Below are 14,778 nucleotides of genomic sequence, written 5' to 3' on the forward strand. Positions count from 1 at the left end.
ATTTCGCAATCGCAGAAAATGACTATCCAGAGGGATTTGAAGGGCAAATCAAAACTGATTCACCCCTTGAGTGCAGCAAGCGGAACCGGAGTCCAGCTTGTTTTTGACGCAGTAATTTGACTTGTTGCGAGAAACGTATTTTCTGCAATTACTTACGCTTCATGAAGAAGGTAAATACATCGTTCTCTTCACTTTGCTGCACCAGCTCGTTACCGGTCTGTTTGGCGAACGCCTGGAAGTCGCGCACGGAGCCAGGATCGGTTGCAGTTACGCGCAAGATCTGACCTGTCGTCATTTCCGCCAAAGCTTTTTTTGTCTTCAATATCGGTAACGGGCAATTCAAACCTCTTGCATCGAGGTCCTTGGTAAATTCCATGGATTTGCTCACTTCAGTACACAATTCAGTAAACCGGCGATTCTACTCTCAAACGCTATAACTTGATGCCGACGCATTCGGGAAATATCCTTATTTAACAATTAGATATATCGATGCGAATGCCAATAAAACAAGGCGGCAGGGAAATCGAATTTCCCTGCCGCCTTCTGGTCTGGAAGCAAGCTTAGGCGCGTTCGCCCACCCAGGCTGCAACACCCTGCAAGGCCGCGGCCAAACCGCTGGCATCGGTACCGCCGGCTTGCGCCATATCGGCACGGCCGCCGCCTTTTCCGCCGACTTGCTGCGCGACAAAGTTGACTAATTCACCAGCTTTGACTTTGCCAGTTGCATCAGCAGTAACACCGGCGATCAGGCTGACCTTGCCGTCGTTGACTGCAGCCAAAACGATGGCAGCGGTTTTCAGCTTGTCTTTCAGCGTATCCATCGTCGTGCGCAAGGTTCCTGCATCGGCGTTTTCCAGCTTGGCCGCCAGCACCTTGATGCCGTTGACATCGACTGCCTGCGACAACAGATCATCGCCTTGCGAAGAAGCCAGCTTGCCTTTCAGCGCATTGACTTCGCGTTCCAGCGTTTTCATTTGATCGAGCACTTGCATCAGACGCGGCTGCAATTCTGCAGGCGGCGATTTCAAAGTAGCCGCCGCGCTATGCACGGTCGCTTCCAGGTCTTGCAAATAGGTCAGCGCATTCGCACCGGTAATCGCTTCAATACGACGTACACCGGCAGCCACACCGCTTTCGCCAATGACCTTGAACAAGCCGATGTCGCCGGTGCGGGCCACGTGGGTACCACCGCACAATTCGCGGCTGGAACCGATGTCGAGCACGCGCACGGTTTCGCCGTACTTCTCGCCGAACAACATCATCGCGCCGGTTTTTTGTGCCGATTCAATATCCATCACGCGTGCTTGTGTATCCGAGTTCGCGAGAATTTCCGCGTTCACGCGTTTTTCGATTTCCAGAATCTGATCATGCGTAACAGCCGCATTGTGCGCAAAGTCGAAACGCGTTTTATCCGCGTCAACCAGCGAACCTTTTTGCTGCACGTGGCCGCCCAGCACTTCGCGCAAGGCCTTGTGCATGATGTGCGTGACTGAGTGATTACGCATCGTAGAAGCACGACGTGCACCGTCCACGGCTGCTTTCACTTTGTCGCCAACTTTCAAGCTGCCTTGTGATTGCGCACCGTGATGACCGTAGACATCCGCCTTGATTTTTTGCGTATCTTCGACGCCGAACTGCACGCCTTCTGCCGAAATACAACCTTGATCACCAACCTGGCCGCCGCTTTCCGCATAGAACGGTGTGTTGTCGAGCACGACGATGCCGGCCTGACCTTCTTTCAATTCATTGACAGCCGTACCTTCAAAATACAAACCGACCACGGTTGCGTCTTCTTCCAGATTTTCATAACCAGTGAATACGTTGCCTGCGCCTGTGTATTCAACTGCACGGTCCATCTTGAACTTGCCCGCTGCACGGGCTTTAGTTTTTTGCGCTTCCATCTGCACTTCATACATCTGCATATCAACACCAAGTCCATATTCACGACAAATATCTGCCGTTAAATCGACCGGAAAACCAAAGGTATCGTGAAGAGTAAAAGCAGTCTCTCCAGGGAATCGATGAACCTCGCTAGCAACTCCCGGTATCAGACCTTCAACATTGAAACCAGGACCATAGTGTTGCTGCTTCATCGTCGAAAATAAGATCTCCATTCCCTTTTCAAGGGTTACAAAGAAGCGTTCTTCTTCCGCCTTCAGCACTTCGGTGATGCGCTTGGCATCGGCCTGTAGTTTTGGATACGCCTCGCCCATTTGCTCGACCAGATCTTTTACCAGCTTGTGGAAGAAAGGTTTTTTCTGGCCCAGCTTGTAGCCGTGACGAATCGCGCGACGAATGATACGACGTTGTACATAACCGCGGCCTTCACTCGCAGGGATCACGCCGTCGGCCACCAGGAATGCAGTCGCACGAATGTGATCGGCGATCACGCGCAATGAATTGTTTTTCAGGTCGGTGACGTTGGTTTCACGTGCAGCCGCTTTGATCAACGCATCGAAGGTATCGATCTCGTAGTTGCTGTGCACACCTTGCAGAATTGCCGCCAGACGCTCCAGACCCATGCCAGTATCGACGCACGGTGCAGGCAAAGGTTTGACGGAACCGTCTTCTGCCATATCGAATTGCATGAACACGTTGTTCCAGATTTCGATGAAGCGATCACCGTCTTCATCCGGGCTGCCCGGAGGACCGCCTGCAATGTGCGGGCCGTGATCGTAGAAAATTTCCGAGCATGGGCCGCAAGGGCCGGTGTCGGCCATCATCCAGAAATTGTCCGACTTGTAGCGACCGCCCTTGTTGTCGCCGATGCGGATCACGCGCTCAGGCGGCAGGCCGATTTCCTTGGTCCAGATGTCGTAGGCTTCCTGATCTTCAATGTAGACCGTGGCCAGCAGCTTCTCGCCCGGCAGGCCATAGACCTTGGTCAGCAGTTCCCACGACCACATCAGCGCGTCGCGCTTGAAGTAATCGCCGAACGACCAGTTGCCCAGCATTTCGAAGAAAGTATGGTGACGCGCGGTATAGCCGACGTTTTCCAGATCGTTGTGTTTGCCGCCGGCGCGCAGGCAGGCTTGCACCGACGTCGCACGCACATACGGGCGCTTGTCTTCGCCCAGAAACACGTCCTTGAACTGGACCATGCCCGAGTTGGTGAACATCAGGGTCGGGTCGTTGCCTGGAACCAGCGGGCTGGACGGCACGATGGTGTGGCCTTTGGACTCAAAGAACTTCAGGAATTTTTCGCGGATTTCGGACGAGTTCATGTTGTGGCTAATGTAAGGAAATTGGCGTTGCAAAGCGGCGATTATACGGTATATGCGTCTGCGATAAGCGCATAACAAGCCCCGGCTTTGTGCTTGAAACAACAGTAAAACAGCAGCCGGGCCGCAGCAAAAGAGCAGGCAAATATCGCGCGCTACGCCGATTTTCGGATGGATTCAAATCCGGCAGGCGGGTTTCAGCGCAGCACCGTCGCTGCGCCGCTGAAGTTGGGGCCGATCACATCGATGCGATCGGTGCAAAAGCCATCCACGCCCCAGGACAGGATTTCCGTCGCGCGAGCCGCATGGTTGACGGTATAGCAAAACAGGCCGAAACCGGCATCCTTCACCGCGCGCGCCAGCAGCGGCGTCAGGTTCTTGTGGTTGGTCATCAAGGCCATCGCGCCCAGCGCCAGCAGGCGCTCGTGCCAGTCGGGCGGAATTTCATCGACCAGAAAGCCGCGTGGAATATCCGGTGCCGCCAGTTGCGCCGCCTGCAAAGCCTCAAACGAAAACGAAGACAGCAGCGGCAAGGTTGCGGACGACCGGTCCAGCACCGATTCAAACAAGCGCCGCGTCGTCTGCGCCACCACCCAGCCGGTCTGGTCCTCGAATCCGGGGACAGGCTTGATTTCGATATCCATCCAGATCGCGTTGTGCATGCAAAAAGCGGCGACCTGCTCGAAGGTCGGTACCGGCTCGCCGATGAACTCTTCGCCAAACCATGCGCCCGCATCGCGCGCCGCCAGCTCCTGCGCGGTGAAGTCGGCGACACAGCCCTCGCCTGCAATCGTGCGGCCAAAGTTCGGATCGTGCATCACCACCGGCACGCCATCCTTTGCCAGCATCACGTCAAATTCAACCGCATGGAAGCCATGATTGAGTCCGCAGCGCATCGCCGCAATCGTGTTTTCCGGCGCCAGCACACCGCCACCGCGATGCGCCACAATTTTTGGATAAGGCCACATACATCGTTCCCGTCATCAAGTCTGTCTTCAGTTTATAACAGCGTGCGCGACTCGCTATAGAATGTGCAAGCCTTGCGCAGCCGAACCTCGTGTTACCTGTTCCGTGTGTCTGCTTGCGGGTGTTGCATGATTTTGTTGCTTGAGCGCCGCGCATAGCAGTGACAGCGACAACAATCTCCGTCAGCCCGTACAGGACAGACACGCGCAAGCGGATTAAATTCATTCAGGTTGCCGTAAGCTTCCTGATAGTTAATACATGCTGACTACATCCGGACATTAAATATGTACTGACTTAAATACATGGCCGGCTTGATACTCCGCCGCACATAGAGAACAGCCGGTACGACACCGTGAGCAAGCTCACACAACCATCACAGATCAGGACCACACCATGCCGTCATTTGACTGGAGCAATCCCTACCCATCGATACGCCAACCTTTGTTCGCGCGTAATACCGTCGCGACTTCGCAGCCGCTGGCGGCACAAGCCGGCCTGCGCATGCTGCTCAAGGGCGGCAATGCCGTCGATGCCGCCATCGCGGCAGCAGCGGCGCTGACCATCGTTGAGCCGGTATCGTGCGGCTTGGGCAGCGATGCCTTTGCGCTGGTGTGGGACGGCAATCAGTTGCACGGCTTGAACGGTTCCGGCACGTCGCCCGCCGCATGGAACGTCGATTACTTCAAGCAAAAACACAATGGCGTATTCCCCGAACGCGGCTGGGATACGGTGACCGTTCCCGGTGCGATTGCCAGCTGGGTCGCGCTGTCGGATAAATTCGGCAAGCTGCCTTTCGCCGATCTGCTGGAACCGGCGATAGAACTGGCCGCGCGCGGGCACATGGTGTCGCCCGTGGTGCAAAAGAAATGGGGCAACGCCATCCCTATCCTGCAAAACCAGCCCGGCTTTGCGCAGGCGTTCATGCCGCACGGTCGCGCGCCGCACATCGGTGAAAACTTCGTCTTCGCCGATGCTGCAGAATCGCTGCGCAAGATTGCAGAAACCAAAGGCGAAGCCTTCTATCGCGGCGAACTGGCCCACGCCATCGTCAACTACGCGAAGGAACATGGTGGCGCCATGACGCTGGCCGACCTCGCCGGCTTCAAACCGGAATGGGTTACACCTATTCAGAAAAATTACGCCGGCCACACCGTGCACGAGATCCCGCCTAACGGCCAGGGCATCGCCGCATTGATCGCACTCGGCATACTCGACAAGCTCGACATCGCACGCTTCCCGGCCGATTCCGTCGAAGCGCAGCATCTGCAAATCGAAGCGATGAAACTCGCCTTCGCCGACACCTATAAATGGGTCGCCGATGAAAAATACATGACGCAAGTCAGCGTCAAGGATTTGCTCGACGATGCGTATCTGACCGAACGCGCGAAGATGATAGACCTGCAAAAAGCCAATCGTTTCAGCTACGGCACGCCACCAAAAGGCGGCACCATCTATTTAACTGCCGCGGATGAAAACGGCATGATGGTCAGCTTCATTCAATCCAATTACATGGGCTTCGGCTCCGGCGTCGTCGTGCCAGGTACCGGCATCAGTCTGCAAAATCGCGGCTACAGCTTCAATCTCAGCGCGACGCATCCCAACTGCGTCGCGCCGAACAAGCGCCCTTTCCACACCATCATCCCAGGCTTCCTGACCAAGGACGGCCAGGCACAAATGAGCTTCGGCGTCATGGGTGGCAACATGCAACCGCAAGGCCACGTGCAAACCCTGATCCGCATGCTGTCGTACAACCAGCAGCCGCAAGCAGCCTGCGATGCACCACGCTGGAAGGTCAACGTCGGCATGTCCGTCGATGTCGAAGAAGCGATGGCACCGGACGTGCGCGCTGCCTTGCTCGCACGCGGCCACAAGATAGAGAACATCGCCGACAGCTATATGGATTTCGGCTCAGGCCAGTTCATCTGGAAAACCGAAAACGGCTACATCGCCGCCAGCGATCCGCGTCGCGATGGGCAAGCAGTCGGCTATTAAAAAAACGACCGCTCTGCGCGTGATGCTGACTTGAATGTGGCATCGCGCGGCTGGATATCCCATGTTTATGGGGGTGTCTGTGGGGAAACTTTGGGTTCTAATGAAAGCTGATTTCGTTAAAGGATCTTTATGCCTGACGCCGCAACATCCCCAACATTTTCTGCAACTGAACCGTCCGGCATAGCAGGCTGGTTGCTGCTGCCAGCATTGGCAATGCTGATCAGCCCGTTCAAGATCGCATACGACTTTTATCAAAGTTTTTTCCCGATACTCAAACCATCTCTATGGTTCGCCTTGCTGAGTACAAAGTCGGCGCTTTACAACCCGGCTCTGGCCTTGCTGCTGTCGTGGGAAATCATCCTCAATATTGTCTGGTTAGGATTGACTATCTGGCTGGCATTCCTGTTCTTCAAAAAACAAAAACAGGTTCCAAAACTGTATGTCGCCTGGCTAGGTCTGAGCTGCATTCTTCAGATTGCCGATATAGTTTTCGGCTCCTTTGTACCCGGCGTAGTCGAACATCAAGACGGCAGCGTATACAAGGAACTGGCAAAATCCGCCCTCGCCACCGCAATATGGGCACCTTACTTCATCACATCCAAACGCGTGAAAAATACATTTGTGAACGACGCTAAAATCAAGCTACCGGAATCTGATTGGCCTTGACGCAATCCTTGTTTAAATCGCCGCTTGAGTAATCAGCAGGCGCGCAGTTATTGCTATCGCTGCATAAGCGACATTCATCAAATGAATCTCTAGTCGACAAACCATCGTCGGCTAGTTGCACGCAACCGACAGCGCGCTTTTTTTTTTCATTATCTTACTCATTAATATTCTCCGAATCTTCCCGAAATTCACGTTCTGGTAACAACGGTGTCATTGCTTTGTGAGAACATAAATTTCGATGTGACCCAAACACCGTGCGCACGAATCCTGCTTAGTCGTATTGCACAAGTTTGTTCGGGTCCTCGTCCATCAAGCAATGATGGTCATGCAGGGTTTTTCATGCATCAGATACTGGAGAATCAATGAAACGCAGTGAACTTCGTCACAAGATACAAAACAGCAGTCTCGGTTTTCTCGCGGGTTACGTAGATACCCTCGGTTTCGTTGCACTGTTTGGATTATTTACTGCACACGTAACGGGCAACTTCGTATTGATCGGCGCAGAAATGGCGCACCCGCAGGGCGGCCCGCTGCTGCTCAAAATTCTCGCTTTCCCTGCCTTTGTTTTCGGCGTCGTGTTTGCCAGGTTGATGATTGCCGCGCTGCTGAAATATCACTTCCATGCGCTGTGGTACGCCTACATTTTGCAACTCGTCTTCCTGATCGCCTTCATGGTCGCCGGCATCAAGGCCAGTCCTATCGGTGCCGAGCCAACCTTGATGGCAGAGATCGCCGGCATCATCGGTGCGATGGCGATGGGTACGCATAGCGCCTGCGGCCGCTTGCTGCTGTCGCATCTGGCACCGACCGCGATGATGACCGGTAACGTCACGCAACTTGTTATCGATGCGGTCGATGTCATACGTGGTGCAGCCGACCAAACGGTCAAGCAGCGCTGCATCAAGTTCCTGTGGCCAGTCCTCGCCTTTGCCGTTGGCGCGATAGGCGCGGCGTTCGCCTATCAGTTCGCCGGTTTCTACGCGCTGCTGTTGCCTATCTTTATCCTGATCTTCCTGATGTATATCGAGCGCGGCGCGATGCACAAGACGCAGAACATGCCCAAGGTCAAGATCGTCCCAAGCAGCAATTCAAAGTAATTCACAAAGTAGTTCAATAAGACATACGGCGGATGCAGTCCGCCGTATGTTCTTTCGCAGCGCCCTCCGCAGCACGCTCACTTTCCGCTGACCGCCTTTCAGCAGCACAGGCCTCGCCATCCTGTTCAGCCCTGCGTTCAACGGCAAACAAGCGCATTGGCACGCCATTTCCGGCCGGCCCTCATATAGTGCGCAAGCACAACGACCGCTACGGTAAAATGCCCCTTACTTCTTAATATTGCGCACCCAGCAAGGCACAAGCATCCATGAGCAACGATACAAAAAACGGCAGCACCAATCCAAACCCGGCCTCTTCCAACTTCCTGCGCGGCATCATCGAAGCCGATCTCGCCGCCGGCAAACATGAAAAGCGCGTAGGCAAAGACGGCCAGCCGCTGCCTACCGTCATCACCCGCTTCCCGCCGGAACCTAACGGTTACCTGCACATCGGCCACGCCAAATCGATCTGCCTCAACTTCGGCCTCGCGCGCGATTACGCCGGCCGCTGCAACCTGCGCTTCGACGACACCAATCCGACCAAGGAAGAACAGGAATACGTAGACACCATCATCGACAGCGTCAAATGGCTGGGCTTCGATTGGAAGGACGGCGACAAGGAACATCTGTACTTCGCCAGCGACTACTTCGACCAGTTGTATGCGATGGCCGAATACCTGATCACCGCTGGTCACGCCTACGTCGACAGCCAATCCGCTGACGACATGCAAAAGAATCGCGGCAACTTTGGCGAAGCCGGCAAGAACTCGCCATTCCGCGATCGCCCTGCGGCAGAATCGCTGGACATGTTCCGCCGCATGAAGGCTGGCGAATTCAAGGATGGCGAACACATCTTGCGTGCCAAGATCGACATGGCCTCGCCCAACATGAACATGCGCGACCCGGCGATCTACCGTATCCGTCACGCGCATCACCACCGCACTGGCGACAAATGGTGTGTCTACCCGATGTACGACTACGCGCATCCATTGGAAGACGCGATTGAAAACATCACGCACTCGATCTGCACGCTCGAATTCCAGGATCACCGTCCGTTCTACGACTGGATATTGGAGCGCACAGCCGAAGGCGGCTTCTTCAACAAGCCGCTGCCGCATCAATACGAATTCGCACGCCTCAACCTGACCTACGCCATCACCAGCAAACGCAAGCTGCTGCAACTGGTAGAAGAAAACATCGTCGACGGTTGGGACGATCCGCGCATGCCTACCATCGTCGGCATCCGCCGTCGCGGCTTTACGCCAGAATCGATTCAATTGTTTGCTGAACGCATAGGCGTCGCCAAGGTCGATAGCTGGATAGACATGAGCACGCTCGAAGGCGCGCTGCGCGATGACCTCGACGAAAAAGCACCACGCGCCATCGCCGTACTGCGTCCGCTCAAACTGATCATCGACAATTTCCCGGAAGGCGAAACCGTCGAATGCAGCGCACCTGTCCACCCGCATCATCCGGAACGCGGCAACCGCACATTCCCGATCAGCAAAGAACTATGGATAGAGCAAGAAGACTTTATGGAAGTGCCAAGCAAAGGCTACTTCCGCCTCTTCCCAGGCAACAAGGTACGCCTGCGTTACGGCTACGTGGTTGAATGCGTGGGCGCGGACAAAGATGCAGACGGCAACATCATCGCCGTGCATTGCACCTATTTCCCCGACAGCAAATCCGGCACCGAAGGCTCCGCCAATTACAAAGTCAAAGGCAATCTGCACTGGGTCAGCGCCGCCCACGCACTCGAAGCCGAAGTGCGCTTGTATGACCGCCTCTTCACCGATGCGCAGCCGGATGCTGGCGGAAAGGATTTCAAACTCGCGTTGAATCCAAACTCAAAAGAAATCGTAAAAGCGTTTGTAGAACCGGGCGTCTCGGCAGTACAGCCTGATGAGAAGCTGCAGTTTGAACGTCATGGTTATTTTGTTGCGGATCGCGTGGACAGCAAGGCTGGGAAGCCTGTGTTTAATCGGGTGGTGACGTTGAAGGATGGTTGGGGGAAATAATATCCTCCCGCAAAGTAAATCGATCGTGCATGCGAACCAAACGCATTGAGGAAAAAGCGTATGCGAGTCGTCGTTATAGGTGCAGGTGCAAGTTTGGAGGAAAGTCTTCGGCTTGGTTCGCCTGCAAACTTACGACCTCCGTTGATTCGAAACTTTGCAAAAATACTCTGGAGTGATACCAACCTTGCTCTTCCCCAAAGCCTATATGACTACATGCAGCGTTACTTAGTCTCATTAGGGCATATGCCAAGCAGTAATCCGCTTGAAACATTTATTGCATTAGAAGAACTAGGAACTGATGTACACATAGAACGTTTCTTTGAATACGCATGGATGCATCGACATAGCTTATATGATGGCGCATGGGGCGATTTAATGTACGGGGCAGTTGTAAATACGTTAATTTGCCTTTTTCCGCAAAATGGATTTCATGAGAACGGTAAGGGCTGGAAGCCATTTACCGCATATCAAGCACTAGCCAATAAGTTGAGCGCCGGAGATTTAGTAGTTAATCTCAACTATGAACCATTATTTGAAATGGGCGCTATACAAGCAGGCCGCCAAATTACGTACATTCCTAACAACCAAAAAAATGACAGCATTCTCGTTGCAAAACCACACGGCTCAATCAACCTAATTGTGGAAAGCAAGAAGTTCTGGTTCTCGGAGCCGGATATCATTGGAAGCATCATGTCTCAAGGTGAAGATATGACTGAATTTCGAGGAATTATTGCGCCACGCTATAACAAGTCTTATCAACAACATCCAATTGCAGCAAAAATATTTGATGCAATTCGAGACACATCACCAGATAGCGTAACTTTCTGGGGTGTTGGTTTTACCAATAGTGACGCGGATCTTAACGAACTTTATCTAGGTTGGTGTGGCAAGGCATCAAGAATAAGCATTATTCATCCATGTCCAGAAACAGAAATTTTGGACGCCGAAAAATTACTCCATACCAAGGTGGAACACTATAAGAGTCCAGAAGAATGGAATATATAACGGCAACTAGTTTGGGTTCACATGAAAAACAACGAGGTCATAATATTTTTTTGAACATCGATTAAAGAATGAAGTGTCATTGCACGAAGAAAGGGCAGAGTCACTTTCACCGTAGTGCTTCACTAGATGATGAGAATCAAATCCCCTAGCAGCGAAATAGGAGCCAGTTGAATGAATGCCTTCGTCGCCTTTCTCCATCATCTCGCCTTTCTAGCGATCATGCTCATGCTATCCATTGAGATGCTGACGCTTAAGCAACCGCTAACGCTAACCTCCGCGAGAAAAATCCAGATCTACGACGCCATCTACGGCGTCTCTGCCATCCTGATTCTGATCATCGGTGGTTTGCGCGTGATGTATTTTGAAAAAGGCGCGGACTACTACATGCACAGCGCGCCGTTCATCGCGAAAATGATTCTGTTCATCATCGTCGGCCTGATCTCCATCCAGCCGACCGTCACCTTCATCAAATGGGGCAAGTCACTCAAGCAAGGCATCGTCCCGACATTGACCGATGCGCAAAGCCGCAAGCTGCGCATGATCATTCATGCGGAAGTGACTTTGCTGGTGTTGATGATTCTTTGTGCGGTACTGATGGCCAAAGGCATAGGCTATCTGGGTGATTAGTCACCGTTGCTTGCGGCGAGTATCTGGCTGACCTCTTCATCGTCCACCTGGGCAAACAGCGCATAAAACTGGCTGATGACACCGAAGTGCCATGTCTCATGCAGGCACACCACCTTGTCGACCAGCGGTGTTATTTTTTCCAGGCTGTCTGACGCGGCGATCGGGATCGCGCATATCAGTTCGGCAGGTTGTTTGGCGCGCACAGCATGCAATGCGGCAATCATGGTCGCACCGGTCGCCAGGCCATCGTCCACCACGATCACAATCCGCCCTTGCGGATCGATCGGATGCATGAAGGGTGTGTAGCGAAGACGTCGCTGCTTCAACTCAGCCAACTGCCGCTCCTTGATTGTTTCAATCATGGCGATCGTGTCTTCGTCGTCTTCGGTGGTGTCCGGTAGATAAACCCAGCCAGTCTCATCGATGGCGCCAATCGCGAACTCTGGATTGAAGGGGCTGGCCAGCTTGTGTGCCAGCACGATATCCAGCTCCCCGTGCAAGCGCTCCGCAAGGATCTTCCCCATTGGCACGGCACCGCGTGGAATCACCAGTATCAAGGGATGGCGTCCCTGATATTCCTGCAAGCCTGCAGCCAACTGTTCTGCAGCGTCCGTGCGATCAATAAAGATGACTGACTCGCTCATGTGATACACCTGCCATATGTCGAATGGATCAGCGAAAACTGCTGCGCATGATCACTCCGTTGCTGACTTAATATGCTTCAAACGTTGGATTAATTTGCATGCTGCAAGTTCGATCTGGCAGAACATTTAAGAGTACAGTCCGCTACGAATAAGCGACAGGCATACGCAGATAGCGAAGGCAGAAAAGCCAAACTCAGATTTTGATGACTAGCTTTAAAATAAGCGCATGAAACTAGACCACGCCACTGTCGTCACGCCCGACCTCGAAACCGTAAAGCACTTCTTTTGCCACATCGTCGGCTTGACCGATGGTGAGCGCCCGCCTTTTCGCTTTGATGGTCACTGGCTGTATCAGGATGGCAAACCCGTCATCCATTTAGTCAAGACCAACTCGAATCATCCGCCGGCCAAAATTTCGTCGCGCATCGATCACATCGCGTTCAGGGTAGAGAACGAAGCCGAATGGAACAAGCTGATCATCAAACTGCAGGCCAGCAACATTGCGTATCAATCATCCGAAGTGCCAGCTACCGGCGAACGACAATTATTTGTCGCACCCGTACCTGGCGTGATGATTGAATTTGTGACGGCTGGGGTTGGAGCTTAGTTGGAACTTAGTTGCAGCTTAGGTAAAACTTAATCAGCATCAAACTAAGCAAGACTTTAAAAAAATGGTATCGCCCACATAATATCCAGACGGATATACATACAGCGCTGGCAACAGAGCGCAAGCGCCGCCACTACAAGCCGTCTACATAATGTGAAGGAAAGCAAATGAGCCAAACCACCGAACGTGCAATCTTTGCCGGAGGCTGCTTCTGGGGCATGCAGGATCTGTTGCGCCGACGCCCTGGCATTGTGTCATCGCATGTGGGTTATTCCGGCGGCGACGTAGCCAATGCGACCTACCGCAATCACGGCACCCACGCCGAAGCGATCGAGATCATCTATGACCCCAGCGTGACCAGTTACCGCGAGTTGCTGGAGTTCTTCTTCCAGATCCACGATCCAACGACGAAGAATCGCCAGGGCAACGATACCGGCACCAGCTACCGTTCCGCGATCTTTTATGTAAACGACGAGCAGAAGCAGATCGCAGAAGATACTGTGCTGGATGTCGAAGCATCAGGACTGTGGCCGGGAAAAGTGGTGACCGAGATCGCTGCTGCCGGACCATTCTGGGATGCCGAAGCGGAGCATCAGGATTATCTGCTGCATTACCCTAACGGCTATACCTGCCACTTCGTTCGCCCTGACTGGAAATTGCCGGTCAGATCGAAAGCCTGACGGAGCAAGCGTTCTATCACACAAGTTGATTGGACTCAGGCGAAGCTCTGCCCTGCAATCAAAGAATGATGCTGTTCTCGGCCCGTAGCAGCGGCCCAAGTCTTAATGCGTTAACCCTCAGCTTTGCGGCGGACAGAGAAAATCTCGGCAGCGACTTACTTGTTGACAATTTTCCCATTGCCGAAAGAGAATCAGGTAGATGAATGCCTGCCCTGGAGCGAGAAAAAATTATGATTGAAGCGCCTATCCCCGCGGATGAAGATGAGCGACTGCATGCATTACGCCAGTTGCTGATTCTTGATACGCCACCAGAAGAAAGATTCGATCGCATCGTCACGTTTGCTTCGCAAGAGTTCGACATGCCCATGGTACTGATTACTTTGGTGGATGCGGACCGGCAGTGGTTCAAGGCTAGCGTGGGCTTGAACGTATGCGAGACGGCGCGCGACGTCTCATTTTGCGGCCATGCGATCCTGTCGGATGAAACCATGGTGGTAAGCGATGCGACTAAAGATCAGCGGTTTTTTGACAATCCGCTTGTGATCGCCGAACCGCATGTGCGCTTCTATGTGGGCGCACCTTTGACACTGCCTTCAGGCCAGAACGTCGGCACGCTGTGCCTGATAGACAGCTCCCCGCGTGATATGGATGCAATAGGCTTGGCGATACTTTCATCCCTGCGCGATCTTGTGGTGGAAGAATTGATCAATCAAGAAACGTTATCGGATGAGAACCATGGCATCTGAATTACAAAATATTTTACTGGTTGAAAAAAACCATATGGTCGGCAGCGTCATTGCATCGACCGCCAGGCAACTGAACCTGGCAACCGTGAGAAAAGTAGCCAGCATCAGCAATGCTCAACAGTATTTGAGCAATGAAACATTCTCTGGCTTGATTGCGACCATAGAAGATGAAATCGCAGACCTGCAATTTTTATATGCCTTGCGAAATTCATCATTCAAGGGCGCACCCGATATGCCAGTGGTAGTTATTACGCCGGCATGCGACGAAGAATTTGCAGTCAAGCTCAAGACCTTGCAGGTCAGTCGAATCTTGATCAAGCCCTTCAAGGTTAGAGATGTGATTTCAGCAATCGAGTTGGTGACAACTCCTTTGAATGCCTGAAACTGAGCAAGCGAATCCCTACCGGGAAGCTATTTGAGACGGCGATATAAAACCTGGTTCTCTACGCTTTCTGCAGCTTCGTTTTCATCTTCCACATACTTTTTATTCAATGACATATCCGTGTCACTGT

At 53.0% G+C, this 14,778-nt stretch carries 14 protein-coding genes; 10 read left to right on the plus strand and 4 right to left on the minus strand.

From position 1 onward, the window contains the following. Positions 1-148: 148 nt before the first annotated feature. The 3 genes from Hfont_RS14500 to ugpQ form a co-directional block, all read right to left on the minus strand. Positions 149-376 (minus strand): sulfurtransferase TusA family protein, encoded by a 228-nt coding sequence (locus Hfont_RS14500; RefSeq protein WP_112993126.1) that lies wholly within the window; start codon positions 374-376, stop codon positions 149-151. Positions 377-560: 184 nt separating this feature from the next. Beyond that, positions 561-3,224: an alanine--tRNA ligase gene (gene alaS / locus Hfont_RS14505; RefSeq protein WP_112993127.1), complete on the minus strand. Its 2,664-nt coding sequence runs from the start codon at positions 3,222-3,224 to the stop codon at positions 561-563. Between the two features lie 194 nt (positions 3,225-3,418). Next, positions 3,419-4,189: a glycerophosphodiester phosphodiesterase gene (gene ugpQ, locus Hfont_RS14510; RefSeq protein ID WP_112993128.1), complete on the minus strand. Its 771-nt coding sequence runs from the start codon at positions 4,187-4,189 to the stop codon at positions 3,419-3,421. A 391-nt stretch (positions 4,190-4,580) separates the two neighbouring features. On the opposite strand from ugpQ, the gene Hfont_RS14515 reads away from it, so the two are divergent. The 6 genes from Hfont_RS14515 to Hfont_RS14540 all read left to right on the plus strand — a co-directional run bounded on the left by Hfont_RS14515 (position 4,581) and on the right by Hfont_RS14540 (position 11,589). Further along, on the plus strand, positions 4,581-6,179 hold the full coding sequence (locus tag Hfont_RS14515; protein WP_112993129.1) for a gamma-glutamyltransferase family protein: 1,599 nt from the start codon (positions 4,581-4,583) through the stop codon (positions 6,177-6,179). Positions 6,180-6,308: 129 nt separating this feature from the next. Further along, the gene (locus tag Hfont_RS14520; RefSeq protein WP_112993130.1) at positions 6,309-6,845 is read left to right on the plus strand and encodes a DUF2569 domain-containing protein; all 537 of its coding nucleotides are present in this window, start codon (positions 6,309-6,311) and stop codon (positions 6,843-6,845) included. A 362-nt stretch (positions 6,846-7,207) separates the two neighbouring features. Continuing rightward, the gene (locus Hfont_RS14525) at positions 7,208-7,942 is read left to right on the plus strand and encodes a YoaK family protein (protein ID WP_112993131.1); all 735 of its coding nucleotides are present in this window, start codon (positions 7,208-7,210) and stop codon (positions 7,940-7,942) included. A gap of 266 nt (positions 7,943-8,208) precedes the next feature. Continuing rightward, complete coding sequence (locus Hfont_RS14530; RefSeq protein ID WP_112993132.1) at positions 8,209-9,957, plus strand: glutamine--tRNA ligase/YqeY domain fusion protein; 1,749 nt, start codon at positions 8,209-8,211, stop codon at positions 9,955-9,957. A 60-nt stretch (positions 9,958-10,017) separates the two neighbouring features. After that, on the plus strand, positions 10,018-10,962 hold the full coding sequence (locus tag Hfont_RS14535; protein WP_112993133.1) for a hypothetical protein: 945 nt from the start codon (positions 10,018-10,020) through the stop codon (positions 10,960-10,962). Positions 10,963-11,133: 171 nt separating this feature from the next. Next, positions 11,134-11,589, plus strand: coding sequence for a DUF2214 family protein (locus Hfont_RS14540; protein WP_112993134.1), 456 nt, complete (start codon positions 11,134-11,136; stop codon positions 11,587-11,589). Here the strand turns inward: Hfont_RS14540 and Hfont_RS14545 are convergent. Then, positions 11,586-12,233: a phosphoribosyltransferase gene (locus Hfont_RS14545; protein WP_112993135.1), complete on the minus strand. Its 648-nt coding sequence runs from the start codon at positions 12,231-12,233 to the stop codon at positions 11,586-11,588. The genes Hfont_RS14540 and Hfont_RS14545 overlap by 4 nt on opposite strands. 226 nt (positions 12,234-12,459) lie before the next feature. Here Hfont_RS14545 and Hfont_RS14550 point away from each other — a divergent pair, with 226 nt between their 5' ends. From Hfont_RS14550 to Hfont_RS14565, 4 genes are all read left to right on the plus strand, one after another. Then, positions 12,460-12,840, plus strand: coding sequence for a VOC family protein (locus tag Hfont_RS14550; RefSeq protein WP_112993136.1), 381 nt, complete (start codon positions 12,460-12,462; stop codon positions 12,838-12,840). A 167-nt stretch (positions 12,841-13,007) separates the two neighbouring features. Then, positions 13,008-13,520, plus strand: a complete 513-nt coding sequence (gene msrA, locus Hfont_RS14555) for a peptide-methionine (S)-S-oxide reductase MsrA (protein ID WP_112993137.1) — start codon at positions 13,008-13,010, stop codon at positions 13,518-13,520. A gap of 230 nt (positions 13,521-13,750) precedes the next feature. Further along, entirely contained in the window at positions 13,751-14,266 is a 516-nt protein-coding gene (locus Hfont_RS14560; protein ID WP_112993182.1) for a GAF domain-containing protein, read from the plus strand. After that, entirely contained in the window at positions 14,256-14,648 is a 393-nt protein-coding gene (locus Hfont_RS14565) for a DNA-binding transcriptional response regulator (protein ID WP_162845882.1), read from the plus strand. The genes Hfont_RS14560 and Hfont_RS14565 overlap by 11 nt, the downstream gene beginning before the upstream one ends. Positions 14,649-14,778 lie beyond the last annotated feature (130 nt).

Origin of the sequence: Herminiimonas fonticola (assembly GCF_003293745.1) — a bacterium.
GTDB lineage: Bacteria > Pseudomonadota > Gammaproteobacteria > Burkholderiales > Burkholderiaceae_D > Oxalicibacterium > Oxalicibacterium fonticola.